Here is a 20,988-nt window from a genome sequence, read left to right as displayed (position 1 = left end):
AGAGCGGAAATGGGGTCATCCGAGAATGGTAACCTTGGGAATGGGCACCACGAAACGGCCGCCCCAGGCCCGGATATCGGCCATCTGCTGGCAGATTTCGGCGCTTAGGTTCCAGGGCAGGATCAGCACAAAGTCGGGCTGCGTTTGGCGGATGCGGTCGGGGGCGTAAATCGGGATGCGGGTGCCGGGCAGAAACAGCCCGTGCTTGTGGGGGTTGGCATCCACCGTGTAGTCAAGAAAATCGGTGCGAATGCCGCAGTAGTTGAGCAGGGTATTGCCCTTGCCGGGGGCTCCGTAGCCCACCACCACCTTGCCGGCGTTCTTGGCCTCGATGAGAAATTGCAGCAGTTGGCGCTTGGTCTGCTTTACCGCCTCGCCAAAGCCCGTGTAAAAGGCCCGGGTGCACACGCCAGCCTCGATTTCGCGCCGGAGCAACTCCCCTACTCGCTCGCTGACGGGCTTGGTGCGGTCGGCCGTGTGGCAGGCGAAGATGCGCAAGGAGCCGCCGTGCGTAGGGAGTTCCTGCACGTCGAAGAGCGTGAGGCCGTGGTGGGCAAATACGCGCTCCGCGGTGTAAAACGAGAGGTAGCTGAAGTGCTCGTGGTAGATGGTATCGAACTGACGGCCTTCGATCAGGCGCAGCAGGTGCGGAAACTCCAGGGTGATGATGCCGCCCGCCTTGAGCAGGATCTTGAGTCCGCCCACAAAGTCGTTGAGGTCGGGCACGTGGGCCAGCACGTTGTTGCCGATCAGCAGGTCGGCTTGGCCATGGCTAAGCGTCACTTTGCGGGCCGTTTTGCGGCCGAAGAACTTGCTGATGGTTTCAATGCCCCGCGCCCGGGCGGCCTCGGCCACATTGCCGGCGGGTTCTACGCCGAGCACCGGTATGCCTTTCTCCAGGAAGTACTGCAGCAGGTAGCCGTCGTTCGAGGCCACTTCCACCACCAGTTGCTCGGGGCCGATGCCAAAGCGCGCAACCATTTCGTCGGTATAGCGGCGGGCGTGCTCCAGCCAGGTGGTGGAGTACGAGGAAAAATACGGGTACTCGTCGCGGAAAATGTCTTCGGGCCGCACAAAGTCGCCAACCTGCACTAGAAAGCAGTTGTCGCAGACGCGGGCGTGCAACGGGTACACCGGCTCGGCGCGGTTAAAGTGCTCGGGGCGCACCAGGTCTTCGCACAGCGGCGAGGTGCCCAGGTCCACCAGCGTGGTGTGCAGCGCGTGTCCGCAAAAGCGGCAGCGCGGCTTGCCCGCCGACGCGGCCCGGTGGGGCAGCAGGCGGCGCGCCTTGGGCGGCAGCATGGTCTGGGCCCGCGCAGAAGCTGATGGGAAAAGCGAAGACATGTAGCGCGGGGTGGCGGCGGTGAAGGAGAGGAAGAACGGCCTTGCGGCGACTTCAGGAGTGGGGCACGAGCAGCCGGAAGTCGGGGTGCCGGCGGTCTTTGTCGGAAATGACGACCGGCTGCAGGGGCCACTCGATGCCGATGGCCGGATCGTTCCAGCGTAGGCCCCGCTCGTAGCCCGGGGCGTACTTGGCCGACACCTGGTAGCACACGTCCGAGTCGTCTTTCAGGGTGATGAAACCGTGGGCGAAGCGGGCCGGCACGAACACCATGCGGAAGCTTTCGGCCGTCAGCTCCACGCCCAGCCACTGCCCGTACGTGGGCGACTCCTCGCGCAAGTCCACGATGACGTCGTAGATGGCGCCGCGGGTGCAGCGCACCAGCTTGGTTTCGCCGAAGGGCTCCAGCTGGTAGTGCATACCGCGCAAGGTGCCGCGGCGCGGATTGGAGGAGAGGTTGGCCTGGAGCGGGGGTGTCAGGATGCCGTGGGCGGCGAATTCGTCTTCGCACCAGGAACGGGCAAAGAAGCCCCGTTCATCGGACATGCGCTCCACGTCGATGATGAAGGCGCCGGCGAGTTCGGTTTCGGTGAAGATCATGGGAACGTAGCGGTGGTGTGGAAGGAGGCGGAAACAGAGCGGAGCACACGGCTCAGGCCACCAGCTCCGCATCGGCCACCAGCGGCCGGGCGGGCACGGCCGTGCGCTGCCACTCGAGGTTTTCGTTCAGGCGGCCCGCTTCGCGCAGGGCCGTGAGCACCCGCAGGCGCATTAGCTGCGAGGCCCGGAAGTCGGCGTCGTGGAACCCCATGCCGACTAGGTTGTCGCGCAGCTCGGCGATGGTGTCGGGCAGGGTGCGCTGCGGCTGGTGAAAAGGCGCCAGCCGGCGAAACAGGCTGAAGTCGACCCGGTACGAGCGTTTGTCGGGGGCCGCTTCGGGGTTGAGGGTTACTTGGGTACCGGGCACGGCAGCGGCCACGGCGGCGGCCAGCTCGTGTACCTGGTAATTCCAAGCGTCGGAGCCCACGTTCACGGCCAGAAAAGCGCCGCCGTTGGCGGCCGGGCGCTCCACGGCCCACTCGATGGCGCGGGCCATGTCCTGCACGTGGATGAGGGGGCGCCAGGGCGTGCCGTCGCTCAGGATGTTGATGCGGCCGGTGGCCACGGCTCCGGCCACGAAGTCGTTGACAACTAGGTCGAGGCGCAACCGCTCGCTCCAGCCGCAGGCCGTGGCGAACCGCAGGCAGGTCACGCGGAAGTGCTCATCGGCCAGCGGCGCCAGGTCCTGCTCGCTGAGCACCTTGGAGCGGGCGTAGGCCGTCAGCGGGTTGAGCGACGCGTTTTCGGCGCGGGGAGCATCGGCCCCGGCCCCGTACATGCTGCAGGAGCTGGCGAAGATGAACGTGCGCACGCCGGCTACCTTGGCGCGCCGGGCCAGCTCGATGCCGGCGCGGTGGTTCACGGCCAGCGTCACGTTTTCGTACATGTGGCCCATCGGGTCGTTGCTGATGGCGGCCAGGTGCACGACGGCATCCACCCCGCTGAGCAAATCGAGGGGCAGGTGGCGCACGTCGCCGAACAGCTGGGCATTCAGCCGCGTTTCGGGCAGGCAGTCGGCCCCGGTGAGGCAGTGCGCGAAGAAGCCCAGGTCGTAGCCGATCAGCTCGGCTGCCGGAAAGGCCTGCCGCAGCCGGCGTACCACGCCCGGCCCCACGTAGCCCATGTTGCCGGTAATAAGAATTCGTTTCATAGAGGTGGAGGGAGTAAGGCAGTTGCCAGGGGTCGGTTGGCAGTTGTCGGGGCAGCCGTCAGCACGAGCTGACGTTCTGCAACCCACAACTTCTTTAGTCGAGCGGCATCAGGGTGGGTCCGGCCACGCGCTGGCCCTCCGGGGCCTGCACCGGGGAGGTCAGGATGTCGGCCAGCACCGGGTCCTGCTGAACGAGGGCCGGATCGTCGGACCACATTTTCCAGCTGGCCTTACCGCTCTGCCACAGGTCTTCCAGCAGGTTCCGGTCGCGCAATGTGTCCATGGGCTGCCAGAAGCCCTGGTGCCGGTAGGCGGCCAACTGCCCGGCCGCGGCCAGGCGCTCCAGCGGGGCCTTCTCCCAAGTGGTGTGGTCGCCCTCGAGGAAGTCGAACACGCCGGGCTCCAGCACGAAGAAGCCGCCGTTGATCCAAGGCGTCTCGCCGCCCTCGGGCTTCTCGGTGAAGGCGCTGACGTGGCCCGAGCCTTCCGCCAGGTTGAACACCCCGAAGCGGCCGGGTTGGCGCACGGCGGTCAGCGTGGCCAGTTTGCCCTGCTCCCGGTGAAAGCGAATGGATTCGCGAATGTTCACGTCGCCCACGCCGTCGCCGTAGGTCATGCAGAACGTCTCGTCGCCAACGTATTCTCGCACGCGGCGCAGGCGGCCGCCGGTCATGGTTTCCTGCCCTGTGTCCACCAGCGTTACCGTCCAGGGTTCGGCGTGGTGGCGGTGCACCTGCATTTCGTTGCGGTCCATGCGGAACGTCACGTCGGCGCTGTGCAGGAAATAATCGGCGAAGTACTGCTTGATCAGGTGCCCCTTGTAGCCGCAGCATACCACAAAGTCGCGGATACCGTGGTGGGCGTAGATCTTCATGATGTGCCAGAGGATGGGCCGGCCGCCGATTTCGACCATGGGCTTGGGCCGAATCCCGCTTTCTTCGCTGATGCGGGTGCCGTAGCCCCCTGCCAGTAATACTGCTTTCATCGCGCAGAATTGGAAATGGTGGAGAAAAATTCGAACCTGCCAGAAGGCTTGATATCGGTGGTGCAGTCCCGCGCTTCGTCCCACACTCATTATGACTAAAGGTATTTTTAATTATAATTTATCAACAACTAATAGTTCTATTTATTTTCAATAGTCTAATTTGAATGGGAATAGTTATAAATATTCATTATTCGGCATATCTATCCTGGGGCAGGCTTACCGCGCCCGGGCTACGGAGCTGCTGCAGGGCGTGGCCCAGCACGAGCCATACGAAGCGCGAGTTGGTGACCAGGTAGCGGCGCCACAGCCGGCGCGGCTCCAGCCACAGCCGGTAGGCCCATTCCAGCCACAGGCGACGTGCCCACGGGGGCAGGCGCCGCTCCAGGCCGGCGTACGTCATGAAGGCCTGTCCGACGCCCAGCATGCAAGCGTGGATGCGGCCCTGGTGGGCGGCCATCCACTGCTCCTGCCGCGGGCAACCCAGGGCCACAAACACCAGGTCGGGGTCCGCCGCGTTGATGCGGGCCACGTCGGCGGCGTCTTCCTCGGGGGTCAGCGGGCGAAACGGGGGGGCGTGCAGGCCGGCCACGCGCAGGGCGGGCAGTTCCCGGCGGATGCGGGCTTCTATGGCGCCGAGCACCTCCGGCGTGGTGCCGTAGAAATACACCGATTGGCCGCGGCGCTCCGCTTCGGCCAGCAGCAGCGGCAGGGCGTCCATGCCCGCCACGCGCGACTGCGCGGGGCCGCCAAACCAGCGCACGGCGGCGGCCACGGGGCTGCCGTCGGGTGCCACCACGGCGGCGCGGTTTACCACGGCCCCGAACTCGGGCTGGCGGTGGGCTTCCACCACCATGTGCACGTTGGCGAAACACACGTACGACGAGGTGCGCGCGGCGCCCAACCGCAGTACTACATCAACAAAGGCGGCGGGCGGACCCGTCGAAATCCAAGAGGCCAGAACAGGGTAACGAGGTAGCACGGCGCAGGCGGTGGAGTGGCAGGGAAACGGGGGCGCCGGGGTTCAAAGCCCTGACGCAACGCGGCCTCGGCAGAGCCGAGCGGTTGGCCAAGACTTTGACACCCCGGTCCACCTCCGGGGTAGCTTGCGGTGAGGTGGCGAAATGGCGAATTGGCGAGTGTCGTTCTACCAGCGCAATGCTGGCTTCCTGAACAGTAAACTCACCCTTTTACCATCTCCCTAATTCACCGTTTAATAGGCGTTTTTCTCGCCGCGAACCATGTTCCAGACGGTCTGCCCGATAATTTTCATATCGAGGCCGAACGACCAGTTTTCCATGTATTTCAGGTCGTATTCCACGCGTTTCTCCATGGTACCGGCCTCGCGGGTTTCGCCGCGGTAGCCGTTGACCTGGGCGTAGCCGGTGATGCCGGGCGTCACGGCGTGGCGCAGGTGGTACTGGCTGATGTGCTTGGAATATTCCTCGAGCTGCGAAATCATGTTGGGCCGCGGCCCCACCACCGACATGTGCCCGAGCAGCACGTTGAAGAACTGCGGCAGCTCGTCGAGGTTGTACTTGCGCAGGTAGGTCCCGATGCGGGTAATGCGCACGTCGTTTTTGGTGGCCTGCAGCTCCGTGCGGCCGTGGTCGGTGCGCATGGTGCGCAGCTTGTAGCAGGGAAAGAGCTGGTTGCGCTTGCCCGGCCGCATCTGCTTGAAGAACACCGGCCCGGGCGAATCCAGCTTGATGAGCAGCGCCAAGATGGGCATGATGATCGGGAACACCGTGCAGATAACCGTCAGCGAGAAGCCAATGTCGAACAGGCGTTTCAGCAGCTGGTTCGTGCGGATGCCCAACGGCTCGTGCCGGATGGTGAGAATGGGCAGGTGGTCGTAGAAGTACACGCTCACGTCCTTGCGCACGGTGCCGCTGAAATCGGGCACGATGCGAAACGAGAGGAAGTGCTGGTCGGCAAATTCGGAGAGGTCCTCGATCAGGTCGCGCCGGTCCAGCGGCATCGAGAAGTAGATTTCATCGATGCGGTTGCGGTGGCAGTACTCCTTCATTTCGGCCAGGGTACCCCGCACGAGGTGGCGCAGGTTGCTGGGCACGGGCTCGTCGGCGAAGAAGCCGGCAAACTCATTGCCATCCGGGTCGTGCGACATCAGGAAGCGGTACAGGCTCTGTCCGCTTTCCCCCGTCCCGACGATGACGTAGCGGCTGCTGGGCCGGGCCAGGTACTTCACGTACCGGCGGTAGGTGAAAGCCAGTACAAATCGCCCGGCCACCACGGACAGCGCCGACAAAGTGTAGGCCGACAGCAGGAAGCGGGCGGGCACCCAGTACTGCTCCAGCAGCACCGCGACGCTCAGCAGCAGCACCGCGTGCAGCAGGAAGGTGCGCACCACGTACAGCAGCTTCTCGGGGTACGTAATGAGCTTGTCGACGCGGTAGATGTTGGCGTAGCGCCCGGACAGAATCCACCAGAGCAAAGCAAATACTGCGTAAAAAGCCGGATACAGCCCGTTGAACGACCATAGGCCGGTGGTCACGTAACCAGCGAAGCGGAAGGCGCCCAATATGAGCAGCACATCCACCAAGGGGAGCACGACGCCGGAGGCGTCGGAATAGTGGCGGTAGCGTTCCATAAGGTGGCGGAGAGGAGCTACAGGGTACAGGACACAGCTGACGGCTTGCTGCCCGTCAGCTTTCATGAGCAAGGAACAAACTTTTATGGTTTAAGCAATATTTATTTACACTTATTTTATACATAATCTTATACACTCCCCTATTGTCCAATTCTACGGCGGCAGCCGCAGGCCTGCGGGGATGGGTCCACATGGGTCCACCCCCTTACTACGCAAGCGGGCCACGACTGAAAAGCCGTGGCCCGCTTGCGTATAACTATCAGAAAATCTGAATCTTGCCTTCAACCCCAGCGCATGTAGCAATACGCTGAACCCTTATCCGCAGGGTACGCACAGCCACCAGGCCAACCCGCCCTTGATTATCAACCTGCCCGACCAACCAGACACCCGGTTGGATTGGCTTGCGGATGCAAGCACCTAGGGATTTTTCGCGGCGCTGCGGGCACTTTCCGGCGGGCCAAAGTAGCTTGGTTTCAGCCCGCCGCAGTCGATGACGAGCTTTTCGAGTACCACGCCGGGGTCGACGCGCCAGAACTTGAGCACATGCTCGCCGGGCTTGGTCAGGGTGTGCTTGGAGGCTTTGATGAGGATGTTCTGGGCCACGGCCTGCTCCCAGGGCCGGTTGCCGTTGTCGGCCACCAGCCCGGTGTGCAGGTTGACGATTTGCGGGGCTTCGTCGTCGAACGACACAGCGTAGCGCAGCCCCTGCCCGCCGGTAAAGTCCAGCGTCGGGGCCAGAAAGGCCTGCACCGTGACGGGGCCGCTGCTGCTGAGCTGCACCCGGTACTGCAGGTGCGGCGTAGCGGCCGCGGGCAGCTGCGCCGGCGCCGTGACCGGGAAGCTGCTCACCGCCGAAAGCGTGCGGCCCAGGTCGGGAATGATCTGCCACTTCACCGCGGCTCCGTCCACGGCCTGGTCGAAGTGCTCGGCCTCGATGCTCACGTAGCCCTCGGCCTCCACGAAGGCCCCGCCCCCCGCTGCGGCTTGCGGCCGGGCCGGGCCGGCCGGCGCCTTGCCGGCGACCACCGTAACGCCGGGCGCGACCAAGGCCGCGAGTTTATCCGTCGGTATGGTCACCACGTCGGGCATCTTATCCGCGGGCGGCTGCTGCCAGTTGGTGTAGCCGATGTGCGTCTGGTCCATCATGTGGTTCCACTTGCCGCCGGCCAGGGCGTGGTAGCGGGCCTTGATTTCGGCGTCGCGGGCAAACAGGGCTTTGGCCTGGTCGGCCAAGCCGTTGGTGGTATTCCAGTTATTTTTCGCGGCCTGCCGGTTCTGGGCCACGGTGTAGTACAGCTCGTTGAGGTTGGCGCTGGCCTGCACCGGGTGCAGCACCAGCTGGTAGTAGGCGTCGCGGTGCGCGGCGGGCAGTTGCTTTTCCAGCTGCTCGGCCTGGGTGCGCAGCTGCTGCCAGTCGGCTACCACCGTCGCCCACTCGCCGTAATTGGTCAGGCTGTAGGTATCGGCGTCCAGCAGCTCGGGTTTGCGGCGGGCGTTGTACTTGGCGTACCGGGCCAGCATCTCGGCAATGGCGGGCGCGTGCTTGGCCCCAAACTGGCCGGCGGCCCACTGCTGGTGGTACTGGCCAAGGCTGGTGGCGGGCCACTTGCTAGGGCGCCAGGCGTAGTCGAGGAAGAAGCTGATGGGAAATTCCATGGGCTTCAGGTCGCCCACGTTCACAATCCAGATCTGGTTGGCGCCGTACGCGTGCGCCAGGTGCATCTGCTCCCAGATGCGCGGCAGCGGGTTCGTGTTCAGCCACTTGTAGTTGCGCGGACCGCCCACGTAGTCGAAGTGGTAGTAGATGCCGTAGCCGCCGGGGCGGGGCTTCTCCCCTGCTTTGGGCAGCTTGCGGATGTTGCCCCAGTTGTCGTCGCAGAGCAGCAGGGTCACGTCGTCGGGCACGCGCATGCCGCGGTCGTAGTAGTCCTGCACTTCCTTGTAGAGGGCCCAGAGCTGGGGCGTCTGCGCGGCGGGCTTGCCGGTGGTTTCGGCAATGATCTGGCGCTGATCGGCCACGATGCGCTCCAGCAGGGCAATGTTGCTTTCCTCGCTCATGGGCTCGTCGCCGTCGCCGCGCATGCCGATGCTCACGATGTTTTCGCGCGTGCCCATGCGCTCCATGCCGCCACGCCAGAACGCGCGCAGCTGCTCGGCGTTGGTCTGGTAGTTCCAGGGGCCCTTGCCGAAGCGGCGCCACTCGTCGTGGGCGCGGGTGAGCGGCTCGTGGTGGGAGGTGCCCATCACGATGCCGTACTCGTCGGCCAGCGCGGGGTTTTGCGGGTCGTCGGCGCTGAAGGCGTTGCCCCACATGGCTGGCCAGAGGTAGTTGGCTTTCAGGCGCAGCAGCAGCTCAAACATGTGCCCGTACATCTTGGAGTTGACGCCGCCAAACTTCTCCTGGGCCCAGCCCTGCAGGGCCGGTGCCTCGTCGTTGATGAAGATGCCGCGGTACTTCACCGTCGGCTCGCCCAGGGTGTAGCGGCCCGGCAGCACATACAGCGCTTTTTGCGGGGCCACGGGCACGTCGGCCCACCAGTACCAGGGCGACACGCCCATCTGCTGCGACAAATCATAGATGCCGAAGATGGTGCCGCGCTTGTCGCTGCCGGCCACCACCAGGGCGCGGTCGACGCCGGGCAAGGGCTTATCGATGGTCTGTACCACGAAGGTTTCCCACTTGCCGGCCAGCCCGCTCGCGTCCAGTTTTTTCTCCCGGATCAGCTGATCAATCAGTGGGCTTTTGCCCACCGTGCCGATGATGACCGCCGCTGTGCCGGCGGGGGCCTTGTCGATGGTCAGCGTGGGCTGAATGCTGGTAACGCGCCGGATGTCGGCCTGCAGGTCGCGGGCGGCACGCAGTACGCCGGGCCAGTCCTGGGCGCTGGCAAACAGCGGCGCGCCCTTGCCGCCGGCCACCAGCGGAAAACGATCCTTGCCCTTGTCGGGCACCACGTAGGCCTCAGAGCCGGGCACCGCGGGCGCGGCCAGCCCGAAGCGGGTGCCCAGCAGCCACAGCAGCAACGGCAGCCAGCGCAGGCGGAGAAAGTATTCGGAGCGGGAAAACATCATGGGAATGCGGGGTAAGCAGGAGCTGCAGCGGCTCATCGAAGGTGGCCGCCAGCTCCCGGCAAAGGAAAGCCTGGGGAGGCTGAAAGGCCGAAGCGGGGCAACCTCCGGCCGACGAGCCCGGCCCCCGGCCCTCCTCGGCCGGGGTGGGGAATAGCCGCCGGCCGTTGGCACGGGTCCGGCGGGCAGCGCTGTTAGAAATTCACGACTTCCTGAAAAGCCTTTTTGGGCTTCAGGTTCTGGTCGAAAAGCAGCGGGTAGTTTTTGCGGCCGGCCACGGGGTAGGTATCCAGCCACGAGTACTTATCCGACACGTTCCAGAACGTGACGCCGGTGAGTACCTTTTTGTAGTCGCGGAATACGCGGAAGAACATCTTGTACTGCGCCGCCTGCTGCTGTTCCAGCGCGGGCGTGTAAGCATCCGACTCGTCGGGACGCCGGGCGCGGCGCTCCTTTTCCCAGGGGTAGATAGACACGTCCAGCTCGGTAATCTGTACCTGCAGGCCCAGCGAGGCGTACTGCTCGATGGCCTGGCGCAGTTCGGCCTCGGTGGGCTCCTGCAACGACCAGTGCCCCTGCAGCCCTACCCCGTGAATGGGCACCTTGGCGTCCTTGAGCTGCTTGAGCAGCTTGTAGATCCGCTCCCGCTTCTCCGGGCGCTCGGTGTTGTAGTCGTTGTAGAAGAGCACGGCCTTGGGGTCGGCGGCGTGCGCGTACTCGAAGGCCTTGGCGATGAACTCGTCGCCGCAGATCTGGTACCACTCCGAGCGGCGCAAAAACTCCTGCGGGTTGTCGCTGATGGCTTCGTTGACCACGTCCCAGGCGTAAATCTGGCCCTTGTAGCGCTTCACCACCGTGTCGATATGGTCCTTGAGGCGCTTGAGCAGCACGTCCTTGCTGACCGGCTTGCCCTGCGCATCCTTGAACAGCCACTTGGGCGTCTGCTCGTGCCAGAGCAGGTTATGGCCGCGCACCCGCAGCTTGTTGGCCCGAGCGAAGCGCACGATGGCGTCGGCGTCCTGCCAGTAGTAGCGGTTTTCCTCCGGGTGGATCGGGCCCATCTTCATGGCGTTTTCCGGGGTCACGCTGTTGAATTGCGCCTTGATCAGGGCCGCCTCCTCCCCTTGCAGGGACTGCGGCCCCACGGCCACGCCGACGGGGAAATAATCCTTGTAGTAGTCCTTCAGGCCTTTGTCGGCGGCGGGGCGCTGGCTGCTGAGCAGGGTGGTGGTGGCCAGCAGCAGGCCGCCGATAAGCAGGCGGCGGCCACGGCGAGCGGGCGGAGGGAAGATGGTCATATGATCAAAGAGGATTGTCCGGTTGCGCCTGTCAGACCAAGAGGTCGGCGCTAGCCAAGCAGCCCTACCGCTTCGTCGGATACCATTCACTCACCAAATGCATCTGATGTCGACAGCAGAGATGCTTGGCTAACGCCGACTTCCCGGTTCGGCAGGCTCAGCAGGATGCTCCAATGGGGTTTCGTGGTGGCAGGGCCAGGGAGGGGCCCGGTTAGTTCAGCGTGAGCACCACCACCGATTTCGGCGGCAGCTGCACGACGAGCCGGTCGCCGCGCTTGCTGGCCCCGCGGAAGTCGGCCAGCTTCACCCGGTCGGGCTTGTCGAAGGTGTTGTGGTCGTTTACGTTAGCGGAGGTCAGCACCTGGCCGCTCACCGCCTTCCAGCTTACGCCGGGCAGGCGGGTTTCCAGCGGCAGCGCGCGTTTCGCGTCGAGGTTCACCAGCGAGATGTGCACCACGCCGTTCTGGTCGCGGGAGGCTGAGGCGTTCAGCGCCGGGACTTTCTCGTTGCCCACGGCGTACGCGGGGCTCTCGAACTGCACCGGCAGCCATGTGGCGTCCTGGTGCACCTGGTAGAGGTCGAAGACGTGGTAGGTGGGCGTGAGCAGCATCCGCTCCTTGTCGGTGAGGATGAGGGCCTGCAGCACGTTCACGGCCTGCGCCAGGTTGGCCCCGCGCACCCGGTCGCAGTGGTTGTTGAAGATGTTGAGCGTGGTGCCGGCCACCAGCGCGTCGCGCAGAGAGTTCTGCTGGTACAGAAAGCCGGGATTGGTGCCCGGCTCCACGTCGGTCCACACGCCCCACTCGTCCACCAGCAGGGCCACCTTTTTCTCGGGGTCGTGCTGGTCCATGATGGCCGCGTGCTTGCTGACCACCGTTTCCATCTTCAGGCAGTTGCGCACCGTGTTGAAGTACTGCTGCTCGTCGAAGCCCGTGGCGGCGCCCTTGCTGCCGGTCCAGCTGCCGGTGGGCAGCGTGTACTGGTGCAGCGTGAGGCCCCACATCAGGCTCAGCGGGATGCGCTTCATGCACGTTTCGGTCCAGTGCGGGTCGTCGCCGTTGGCCCCGCTCACGATGCGCTTCAGCGGCGGCGAGCCGGGGTAGTTGTGGGCGAAGGTGGCGTAGCGCTTGTACACGTCGGTGTAGTACTCGGCCGTCATGTTGCCGCCGCAGCCCCAGCTTTCGTTGCCGATGCCCCACCACGTCACCTGGTACGGGTCGGGGCGGCCGTTGCGGCGGCGCTCCTGGGTGAGCGGCGTGTCGGCGTTGGAGTTCAGGTACTCCATCCAGCCGGCCATTTCCTGCACCGTGCCGCTGCCCACGTTGGCCGCCAGGTAAGGCTCGGCCCCGATGAGCCGGCACAGCTCCAGAAACTCGTGCGTGCCGAAGGAGTTGTCTTCCACCGCGTCGCCCCACCACGTGTTGATGGTGCGCGGGCGCTGGGCGGCGGGCCCCACGCCGTCGCGCCAGTGGTAGGCATCGGCAAAGCAGCCGCCGGGCCAGCGCAGGTTGGGCACCTTGATGCGCCGCAGCGCCTCCACAATGTCGAGCCGCAGGCGGCCCTGCTTGGGCACGTTCAGCGCCGGGTCGGCCCAGAAGCCGTCGTAGATGCAGCGGCCCAGGTGCTCAGCAAAGTGCCCGTAGATGTGCCGGCTGATGACCGGCCCATTGGCCGGGGCCGGCTGCACGGTCAGCTGCACGGTTTGGGCGGGCAGGGAAGTCGCGGCCATGGCTACCAGAACGATGGTGGAGCTGAGTTGACGCAGCCGGCGGCCGGAGTGTTGCGCAATGGAGCGCAGCCATGCCGGACCAGAACGGCCATGCAGAGCACTGCGAACCGAAGGAAAGGGTAAGCCAGGCATTTCGCGCGCGGCCGCCGAGCCACGCTCCTCCCCCGGCCTTGCAGAGAGGGGCCGGGGCAGGGGTGCTCCAACGAAGCGGCAGGGATGCTCGGCTACCACCGACCGGCAGCTCGACAGGCTCGGCATGACGTTCAGGCTCAAAGGCAATGTTAGATGTACTGGTTGATGATGTTTTCCAGCCACTCCTGCTTGCCGCTGCGCGGCGTCGGTTCGCCCTGCTCGTGGGCAATGCGGCGCAAATCTTCCAGGGTCAGCTGGCCCTTTTCGAAGGCTGCGCCGTCGCCGGCGTCAAACGAGGCGTAGCGCTCCTGCCGGAACTTGCGGTAGGGCGACTTCTGCAGGATGTTGTCGGCCGTCACGAGGGCGCGGGCGAAGGCGTCCATGCCGCCGATGTGGGCCACGAAGATGTCCTCCAGGTCGGTGGAGTTGCGGCGGGTCTTGGCGTCGAAGTTGATGCCGCCGTGCTTAAAGCCGCCGTGCTCCAGGATGATGAGCATGCTCTCCGTCAGCTCGTTCAGGTTCACTGGGAACTGGTCGGTGTCCCAGCCGTTCTGGTAGTCGCCGCGGTTGGCGTCCATGGAGCCGAGCATGTTCGCATCAGCGGCCACCTGCAGCTCGTGCTCGAAGGTGTGGCCAGCCAGCGTGGCGTGGTTCACCTCCAGGTTGAGCATGAAGTCGTCCTGCAGGCCGTACTCCTTCAGGAAGCCGATGACGGTGGCCGCGTCGAAGTCGTACTGGTGCTTGGTGGGCTCGGCCGGCTTGGGCTCGATGAAAAACTTGCCGGTGAAGCCCTGCTTGCGGGCGTAGTCGCGGGCCATCGTCAGGAAGCGGCCCATGTGCGCCAGCTCGCGCTTCATGTTGGTGTTGAGCAGGGTCATGTAGCCTTCGCGGCCGCCCCAGAACACGTAGTTCTCGCCGCCCAGCGCGATGGTCGCGTCCAGCGCGTTGAGCACCTGGGTGCCGGCGTGGGCCACCACCTGAAAGTCGGGGTTGGTGGAGGCGCCGTTCATGTAGCGCGGGTTCGAAAACACGTTGGCCGTGCCCCAGAGCAGCTTCACGTCGGTCTCCTGCTGCTTTTGCTTGGCATATTCCACGATGCGCTGCAGGTTGCTTTCGTACTCGCGCAGCGAGGAGCCCTCGTCCACCAAATCGATGTCGTGGAAGCAGTAGTAAGGCGTGCCGATCTTGGTGAAGAACTCGAAGGCGGCGTCCATCTTGTCGTGGGCGCGGCCCAGGATGTCGCCCTGCTGGTCCCAGGCAAACTGCTTGGTGCCGGGGCCGAACGGGTCGCCGCCGGTGCCGGTGAAGGTGTGCCAGTAGGCCGTGGCAAAGCGCAGGTGCTCCTTCATGGTTTTGCCGGCCACCACGCGGTTTTCGTCGTACCATTTAAAAGCCAGCGGGTTGTCCGACTCGCGGCCCTCGAACTTGATGGGCTGAATGCCCTTGAAATACTCGGTTTGGGAAAGCGTGCTCAGCGACATGGCGTTGCGGGTAAAAGGAAAAAGGGGTAAGGAAAAGGGCAACGGCTCCGGCCAGCCAGCCGGCCGGGGCCGTTGCGGAAAGGCGTTATTCGACCAGCAGCTTGCTGGTTACCAGGCTGCCGTCGCGGTCGGTGAGCTGCACGGCGTACAGCCCGGCGGGCAGCCGCAGCTGCAGGGCCACGGTGGGCTGCTGCCGCAGCGCCTGCTCATGCACCACGCGGCCCTGCAGATCGGTGATGCACAGGCGGGTGATGTCGGCGGTGCCGGTGAAGGTCACGCGGCCGTCGGCGGCCGGGTTCGGGTACATCCGAATGGCCGTGTGGCGCAGGTCTTTGGCGGCCAGCACGGTGCTGCGCACGTAGTTCTGCAGCCACACCAGGGCCGCGCGCTCGGTGTTGTCGGCGTTGGCCAGGTACGCGCCCTGGGTGGTACGCCAGTGGCCGGGGCGGTAGCCCCAGAGCGTGATGCCGCGCACGGCTGGGTGCTCCCACAGCGCGGGAAACACGCGCTGGTACTCGGCTAGCTGCACCGCGTCGTCGAGCTGGTTGGAGCTGTTCACGCCGTCGATATCCAGCTCGGTGATGTACAAGGGCTTACCGGCCGAGGCCAGCGTCGTGAGGTTGGCCGCCAGCGTGGTGGCCGGAATACCCCGCGTCTCGAAGGCGTGGCCCTGAATCCCGACGCCGTCGACCAGATTGCGGGCCGTCAGCAGGTTCACCAGCGTGAGGTAGCGCTGGGCGTTGGTGTTGTTGGTGATGACGCCGTAGTCGTTGATGAGCAGCTGGGCGTTGGGGAAGTATTGCCGCGCCAGTTGGAACGAGGTAATGACCCAGTCCCAGCCCGTAGTACCGGCCCCGCCGAGGGCGTTGTAGTAGTTGCCGGCCCCGCTGCCGGGAGTGTTCGGGCCGTTGTTGCCGGTCGAGCCGTTCAGGGGCAAATCGTTCAGGGCCTCGTTTACCACCTCAATCTGGTCGATGTTGGGGTAGCGTTGGGCCACGGCCTGAAACCACTCCCGGATTTCGGTCAGCTGCTCGGCGTCCGACAGCGTCTCAATCCAGATTGGCTGCTGCTGGGCCCAGATCAGCGTGTGCATCTTGAAGGGGAAGCCGTTGCGGCGCGCCAGGTTGTAGGCCGAGTCCAGCTCGGCCCAGTTCATCTGGTTCCGGGTGGCTTCCACCGAGCCCCACTTGCCCGCGTTTTCGGGCGTCACCTGGTTGAAGTAGCGGTTGAAGAACGGTTTCTGCGGGGTGCTGTACACGCCGCCCAGGAACTTGGGCTTGCCCTGCGCCATGGGCGGGCCGGCGGGCGTAAACGTGACGGGCGGGGTGCTGGTGCCCTGCTGGTTGTTGTCGAGCTGGGCGGGCGTGAAGTAGAGCCCGGTCTGGCCAAACACCAGCTTGTCGATGTCGAGGCCGTCTTCGCGCGCTCCGATCTGGAAGGTCTGGGTAAGGGCACCGGCAGCTACGGTGAAGCTGATGGGCGGCTCGCCGCCGTTGAACTTCGAGAGGTTGATCCACTTCCACACACCTGTGCCAGCCCCGCCGGCGCCCTCCACGGCCACGTTGCCGCTGCCGCTGGCGTAGCCCACCGCGTTGAGCTGGTTGACGGTAATCCAGTTCGTGTCGTCGGCCGGCAGCTTCGTGCCGAAGCCGTTACCGTAGTAAAAGCTGTCGTCGTTGGCCCCGCCGCTGTTCACCCGCACGCGGGCGTACAGGTCGTAGCTGCCGGCGCCGGGAAACGTCACCGCGTACGTGATGACGCGCGCCGCCGTGCCGGGGTTTTGGGCGTTGATGGTGGCCGTGGGCGTGATGGTCACGTACTGCACGCCGGCCTGGGCCGGCGGCGTGGTCCAGTCGGCGCCCAGCGTGCCGCTCTCGGCCTGTTGCAGTACGGGCGCGTTCTGCGCCTGCGCGGCGCCGAAGCTGAGCAGCCCCAGCAGGCCTAAAAATAAGGTAGAGGTGTTTTTCATGGGTTGTGGTTGGGAAAGGCAGGCCGCGCAGGGCCCGGGTAATTGGAAATAGGTACCGGAAAGCGCGAAGAATTGCTGCTTAGTGGCCAGGCCGGGCTAGCGCACCGTCAGCCGGGCCGTGGCGGCTGGCCCGAGGCCCAGCTGCTGGCTCCGGGCCGAGGGCAACGAGCCGCCCACCGACACCGTCACCGGGCCGCCGGGCGCCACGGCCCGCCCCTGCGCGTCGATGCGGGCCAGCTGTTGGGGCGTGAGCGTGAACTTCACCGTCTGGCTGGCGCCCGGGGCGAGCTGCACGCGGCGGAAGCTTTTCAGCGTGTAGAGCGGCGTCTGGCTGCCTTTGGGCGCGGTGTGCGTCAGGTACAGCTGCACCACTTCCTCGCCCGCCACCTTGCCGGTGTTGGTCACGGTGGCCTGCACCTCCACGGGCCGGTTCTTGGCCGCTTTGTTGGGCAGCTTCAGGCCCGAGTAGGCGAAGGTGGCGTAGCTCAGGCCGTAGCCGAAGGGGTACATGGGCTCGGCGGCCTGGTAGCGGTAGGTACGGCCCTGCATGCCGTAGGCGTCGTAGGCCGGCAGCTGGTCCAGCGACTTGGGGAAGGTTATCGGCAGCTTGCCCGAGGGCGACACCTTGCCGAACACGATGTCGGCCACCGCGTGGCCGCCTTCCTCGCCGGGGTACCAGGCCAGCAGCACGGCGTCGGCCAGCTCGTGCACTTCCTGCAGGTTCATGGGCGAGCCGCCGGTAATTACCGCCACGATGGGCCGGGTGTTGCCCTGGCGCAGCTTGCGCAGGAAATCAATCTGGTTCTGGGGCAGGTTGTAGTCGAGCCGGTCGCCGGCGTGGGCCGAGGCAATGGACTCGCCTTCCTCCCCTTCGATCTGCCCGGTGATGCCGAGCACCACGATGGTCGCGTCCGACTTTTTGGCGTCGCCCGTGGTCCAGTCGGCGGGGTTCACGTTGGGCCGGTCCAGCAGGATGCCGGGCTTATACTGCATCTGGCTGCCCGGCTCGATGGCGCCCACCAGCCCTTCTAGGATGGTGGTCATGCGCGGGTTCACGCCGTAGTAGTTGCCGATGAGCGCGTCCACGCTCGTCGCGTTCGGGCCGCACACGTAGTACTTGGCCAGGTCGTTGCGCAGCGGCAGCGCGCCGTTGTTTTTCAGCAGCACCACCGATTTGTGCGCCACCTCGCGGGCCAGCGCGCGGTGCGCGTCGCTGTTGACCACCGAGACCGGAATGTTGTCGTAGGGCGAAGCGCCTTTGGGGTCGAAGAGGCCCAGCTTGAAGCGGGTGCGCAGCAGAATGGCCAGCGCGCTGTCGACCTGGGCTTCCGTGACGAGGCCCTGCTTGACGGCCTCGGCCAGGTTGCGGTACTCGGTGCCGCAGTTCAGGCTCACGCCGCTTTTCACCGCCATGGCCGAGGCCTCGGCGGCGTTTTTGGCTACGTGGTGACCCGAGGCCGAAAAGTAGTCTTCCAGCGCGCCGCAGTCCGTCACCACGTGGCCGCGGAAGCCCCACTCCTTGCGCAGCACGTCCTGCAGCAGAAACTTATTGGAGCAGCACGGCTCGCCGTTGGTAGCATTGTAGGCGCACATCACGGCCTCCACGCCGGCCTCCTGCACCAGCGCCTGGAAGGCGGGCAGGTAGGTTTCGCGCAGGTCCTGGGGCGAGGCCACGGCGTTGAACTCGTGGCGCAGCTTTTCGGGGCCGCTGTGCACGGCGTAGTGCTTGGCGCAGGCCGCCACCTTCAGGTAGCGCGGGTCGTTGCCCTGCAGCCCCTTCACGAAGGCCACGCCGATGCGCGAGGTCAGGAACGGGTCTTCGCCGTAGGTTTCCTGCCCGCGGCCCCAGCGCGGGTCGCGGAAGATGTTCACGTTGGGCGTCCAGAACGACAGCCCGCCGTATTTCAGCCGGTAGTCTTTGGCCACGGCCGCGTTGTACATGGCGCGGGCCTCGTCGGCAATGGCCGAGGACATGCGCAGGGCCAGGTCTTCATCGAAGGTGGCGCCGAGGGCAATGGCCTGCGGAAACACCGTGGCCGCGCCCGAGCGGCCCACGCCGTGTAGGGCCTCGTTCCACCAGTTGTAGGTCGGTATGTTCAGGCGCGGAATGGCCGCGCTGTAATCCATCATTTGGCTGGCCTTTTCCTCCAGCGTCAGCTTGGCCATCAGGTCCTGCACGCGCAGGTTCAGCGGCTGGCGGGGGTCGAGGTAGAGCGGGGCCGCCGTTTGGGGGGCTTGGGCGCGAGCCCCCGCGTGGAGGCTCAGCAGCAGGACAGCGCTCAGTAGGCTCTTGGTGGTCATGGATGCGGGCAAAAAGTTCGTCGGGGTAAGCGGCGGGCGGCCGCGCAGGCAAGGCCGGCAGCCTTCGCCCGGCAGCTCCACGGCTGCGGGCGAAGGCTGCCGCCTGCCAGCACGGGTCTCTCAGGCCCTGCTGTTGAGCGGCCTCATCCGGGCTCCCGTCGGGGCCACCTCAGCGGTGGCCCGACTGCACACTCCCCTTGGCCCGGCGCCAACGCGCCGGCTGTGCGTCCGGCACACGTTCCCACGCGTGTGCCGAACCGGGTAGCCCGGATGGGTCGGCCGCTCGCCGGCCCCCTCACGGACCGGATACTGGCGGAGGCGGCCGCGGCAAGCGGAGCCTCCAGGCGGATTACTGGGAATCGGTGCGAAAGGGCGAGGCCGGCAGCCCCGCCTTGTTGTAGAGGTTGGCGCCCTGCGGATTGTCGGCCCAGGCGTAGCGCACGGCCACGGGCGTGGCCACTTGCTCGCTCCAGACCACCACGTTGTCGCCTTCGATGCGGGCCTGGGCCCACACCCACTGCTGATCGGGACCGGCCACGGCGAAGTGCTTCAGCGCTCCGTCGCCTTTGGCCACGAGCCCCCCTCCCACGTTGCGGAAGGACAGCGTGGCCTTGTTGCCGGTGATTTTCATGCTTTGGTACAGCGGCCCGGAGGCCACCACGCTGGTTTCGCCGTAGGCTTCGCGCTGGGCCTGCAGGGCCAGGCGGTGGCCCACGGTTTCCTTATCGAGCGGGTGAATGTCGTTCCACTCGCCCGCGTCGATGGCCACGGCCATGCCGGTGTGCGGCACGGCGTTCAGCGTGCGGCGCTGGGCCTCGCGCAGCTCGGCCCAGCTACTTTCCACGGGCTGGTCCTTGGCCTGCATGAAGTTGGCCAGCTGCACGTAGAGGAAGGGCATTTGGGGCTGCTGCCAGGCCCGGCGCCAGTCGCCAATCAGCGCCGAGAACAGCGGCAGGTACTCCCGGGGCTGCCGCGAGGCGTTCGATTCGCCCTGGTACCAGATGACGCCCTTTACGGCGTAGGGCGCGATGGGCGCCACCATGCCGTTGTAGAGCACGCCGGGCTGCCACTGAAAAAACGTGGGCGCGGCCAGCGGCGCGGCCGTGGTGCCAAGCTGGTACTGCCAGGCCCCGCGCAAATCCAGCCGCTGCCCGGCGGCCTGCAGCTCGTAGGTTTTGTCGGGCGTGAAGCCGCCGCGGCCCGCGCTGTTGATGACGCGCACCACCAGCACGTTCTTGCCCGGCTTGAGGGCCGTGGCCGGCAGGTTGTACTTGCGCGGCGGGTACTGGTACGACGTCGTGCCCACGAACTGCCCGTTCAGGTACACCGAGTCGGCATCCACGATGGTGCCCAGCTCCAGCCGGGCGGGCTGCCCCACCATGGCGGCCGGCACGTCGATTTCCCGGCGAAACCACACCACCCCGTTGACGGCGCCCAGGCCCTGATCGGCCCAGTAGCCCGGAATGTTCATGATTTTCCAGCCCGACGCGTCGTAGCCGGGTGCGGTCCACGGGGCCTGGCCTTTGGCGAAGCCCCGGTCCTGCTCGCGCAGGCGGCGGTACCAGGCGTTGCTGGCCGCCTGCTCCTGCTGCTGCACGGCGGCCACCTGCGTGGCGCTGTCCTGGAGCTGCGTGGCGCGCTGCTGGTAGGCCGGAAAAGCCTTCAGCGCGTCGGCACTCAGCCACGACTCGGCCGGCGAGCCGCCCACGGCCGCCCGGATCAGCCCGATGGGCACCTTGTACCGGGCGTACAGCTCGCGGGCGAAGAAGTAGCCCACGGCCGTAAACTGCAGCACCGACCGGGGGTCGGCGGCCGTCCAGCGCCCCGACGGCAAGTCGCGCTGCGGCCCCCGCACGGCGTAGCGCGTGGGCGCGTCAAACTGGCGGATCTGCGGGTTGGTGGCCTGGGCCACCACGTCGGGGTACTTGTCCCGCACGCGCGCCATCGGCAGCTCCATGTTCGACTGGCCCGAGCACAGCCACACGTCGCCCACCAGGATGTCGCGCACGGTGAGCTGGTTGCTCCCCTTGAGCGTCATCTCGTAAGGGCCGCCGGCTTTGAGGGCGGGCAGCTGCACGCGCCAGCGGCCATCGGGGCCGGCGGTGGCGCGGTAGGTTTTGCCCTGGAAGCTCACCGCCACGGCCTCGCCCTTGTCGGCCCAGCCCCACACCGGCACCGGCACGCCGCGTTGCAGCACCATGCCGTCGCCGATGAGGCGGGGCAGGCGCACGGCGGCCTCAGTGGCCGGAGCCATCAGCAAGGGCAGGCCCGCGGCGGTAAAGAGCAGCGGCAAGGGTAGTTTCATGGTGGATTTAGAGAGTGGA

At 65.9% G+C, this 20,988-nt stretch carries 13 protein-coding genes; all 13 read right to left on the bottom strand.

All coding sequences use genetic code 11. The features are described from left to right. Positions 1 to 15 precede the first annotated feature (15 nt). Positions 16 to 1,344, bottom strand: coding sequence for a methyltransferase domain-containing protein (locus ACYVKQ_RS10915; RefSeq protein WP_460578195.1), 1,329 nt, complete (start codon positions 1,342 to 1,344; stop codon positions 16 to 18). 52 nt (positions 1,345 to 1,396) lie between these two features. After that, a complete protein-coding gene (rfbC, locus tag ACYVKQ_RS10910) occupies positions 1,397 to 1,942 on the bottom strand; it encodes a dTDP-4-dehydrorhamnose 3,5-epimerase family protein (RefSeq protein ID WP_460578194.1) in 546 nt (181 codons plus the stop codon). A gap of 52 nt (positions 1,943 to 1,994) precedes the next feature. Further along, positions 1,995 to 3,092: an NAD-dependent epimerase/dehydratase family protein gene (locus ACYVKQ_RS10905; protein WP_460578193.1), complete on the bottom strand. Its 1,098-nt coding sequence runs from the start codon at positions 3,090 to 3,092 to the stop codon at positions 1,995 to 1,997. 94 nt (positions 3,093 to 3,186) lie between these two features. After that, positions 3,187 to 4,077: a glucose-1-phosphate cytidylyltransferase gene (gene rfbF / locus ACYVKQ_RS10900; RefSeq protein ID WP_460578192.1), complete on the bottom strand. Its 891-nt coding sequence runs from the start codon at positions 4,075 to 4,077 to the stop codon at positions 3,187 to 3,189. A 187-nt stretch (positions 4,078 to 4,264) separates the two neighbouring features. Beyond that, on the bottom strand, positions 4,265 to 5,056 hold the full coding sequence (locus ACYVKQ_RS10895; RefSeq protein ID WP_460578191.1) for a WecB/TagA/CpsF family glycosyltransferase: 792 nt from the start codon (positions 5,054 to 5,056) through the stop codon (positions 4,265 to 4,267). Between the two features lie 231 nt (positions 5,057 to 5,287). Beyond that, the gene (locus ACYVKQ_RS10890; RefSeq protein ID WP_460578190.1) at positions 5,288 to 6,685 is read right to left on the bottom strand and encodes an exopolysaccharide biosynthesis polyprenyl glycosylphosphotransferase; all 1,398 of its coding nucleotides are present in this window, start codon (positions 6,683 to 6,685) and stop codon (positions 5,288 to 5,290) included. Positions 6,686 to 7,102: 417 nt separating this feature from the next. Then, a complete protein-coding gene (locus ACYVKQ_RS10885) occupies positions 7,103 to 9,757 on the bottom strand; it encodes a glycosyl hydrolase 115 family protein (protein ID WP_460578189.1) in 2,655 nt (884 codons plus the stop codon). 191 nt (positions 9,758 to 9,948) lie between these two features. Continuing rightward, on the bottom strand, positions 9,949 to 11,052 hold the full coding sequence (locus ACYVKQ_RS10880) for an endo-1,4-beta-xylanase (RefSeq protein ID WP_460578188.1): 1,104 nt from the start codon (positions 11,050 to 11,052) through the stop codon (positions 9,949 to 9,951). A gap of 211 nt (positions 11,053 to 11,263) precedes the next feature. After that, positions 11,264 to 12,781 (bottom strand): alpha-N-arabinofuranosidase, encoded by a 1,518-nt coding sequence (locus ACYVKQ_RS10875; RefSeq protein WP_460578187.1) that lies wholly within the window; start codon positions 12,779 to 12,781, stop codon positions 11,264 to 11,266. A gap of 281 nt (positions 12,782 to 13,062) precedes the next feature. Further along, on the bottom strand, positions 13,063 to 14,394 hold the full coding sequence (xylA, locus tag ACYVKQ_RS10870; protein WP_460578185.1) for a xylose isomerase: 1,332 nt from the start codon (positions 14,392 to 14,394) through the stop codon (positions 13,063 to 13,065). Positions 14,395 to 14,479: 85 nt separating this feature from the next. Further along, positions 14,480 to 16,363, bottom strand: coding sequence for an endo-1,4-beta-xylanase (locus ACYVKQ_RS10865; RefSeq protein WP_460578184.1), 1,884 nt, complete (start codon positions 16,361 to 16,363; stop codon positions 14,480 to 14,482). Positions 16,364 to 16,459: 96 nt separating this feature from the next. After that, positions 16,460 to 18,664, bottom strand: coding sequence for a beta-D-xylosidase (locus ACYVKQ_RS10860; protein WP_460578183.1), 2,205 nt, complete (start codon positions 18,662 to 18,664; stop codon positions 16,460 to 16,462). A 349-nt stretch (positions 18,665 to 19,013) separates the two neighbouring features. After that, on the bottom strand, positions 19,014 to 20,969 hold the full coding sequence (locus ACYVKQ_RS10855) for a sialate O-acetylesterase family protein (RefSeq protein ID WP_460578182.1): 1,956 nt from the start codon (positions 20,967 to 20,969) through the stop codon (positions 19,014 to 19,016). Positions 20,970 to 20,988: the final 19 nt, after the last annotated feature.

It is taken from the genome of Hymenobacter coalescens (assembly GCF_054783195.1).
This window is presented reverse-complemented; position numbering and strand designations above follow the sequence as displayed.

What these genes read in the sequence shown, in the direction of transcription:
- ACYVKQ_RS10860 (WP_460578183.1), bottom strand. Translation starts at nt 18,664, where the DNA reads ATGACCACCAAGAGCCTACTGAGCGCTGTCCTGCTGCTGAGCCTCCAC.
- xylA (WP_460578185.1), bottom strand. Translation starts at nt 14,394, where the DNA reads ATGTCGCTGAGCACGCTTTCCCAAACCGAGTATTTCAAGGGCATTCAG.
- ACYVKQ_RS10905 (WP_460578193.1), bottom strand. Translation starts at nt 3,092, where the DNA reads ATGAAACGAATTCTTATTACCGGCAACATGGGCTACGTGGGGCCGGGC.
- ACYVKQ_RS10880 (WP_460578188.1), bottom strand. Translation starts at nt 11,052, where the DNA reads ATGACCATCTTCCCTCCGCCCGCTCGCCGTGGCCGCCGCCTGCTTATC.
- ACYVKQ_RS10865 (WP_460578184.1), bottom strand. Translation starts at nt 16,363, where the DNA reads ATGAAAAACACCTCTACCTTATTTTTAGGCCTGCTGGGGCTGCTCAGC.
- ACYVKQ_RS10855 (WP_460578182.1), bottom strand. Translation starts at nt 20,969, where the DNA reads ATGAAACTACCCTTGCCGCTGCTCTTTACCGCCGCGGGCCTGCCCTTG.
- ACYVKQ_RS10915 (WP_460578195.1), bottom strand. Translation starts at nt 1,344, where the DNA reads ATGTCTTCGCTTTTCCCATCAGCTTCTGCGCGGGCCCAGACCATGCTG.
- ACYVKQ_RS10885 (WP_460578189.1), bottom strand. Translation starts at nt 9,757, where the DNA reads ATGATGTTTTCCCGCTCCGAATACTTTCTCCGCCTGCGCTGGCTGCCG.
- rfbF (WP_460578192.1), bottom strand. Translation starts at nt 4,077, where the DNA reads ATGAAAGCAGTATTACTGGCAGGGGGCTACGGCACCCGCATCAGCGAA.
- rfbC (WP_460578194.1), bottom strand. Translation starts at nt 1,942, where the DNA reads ATGATCTTCACCGAAACCGAACTCGCCGGCGCCTTCATCATCGACGTG.
- ACYVKQ_RS10890 (WP_460578190.1), bottom strand. Translation starts at nt 6,685, where the DNA reads ATGGAACGCTACCGCCACTATTCCGACGCCTCCGGCGTCGTGCTCCCC.
- ACYVKQ_RS10875 (WP_460578187.1), bottom strand. Translation starts at nt 12,781, where the DNA reads ATGGCCGCGACTTCCCTGCCCGCCCAAACCGTGCAGCTGACCGTGCAG.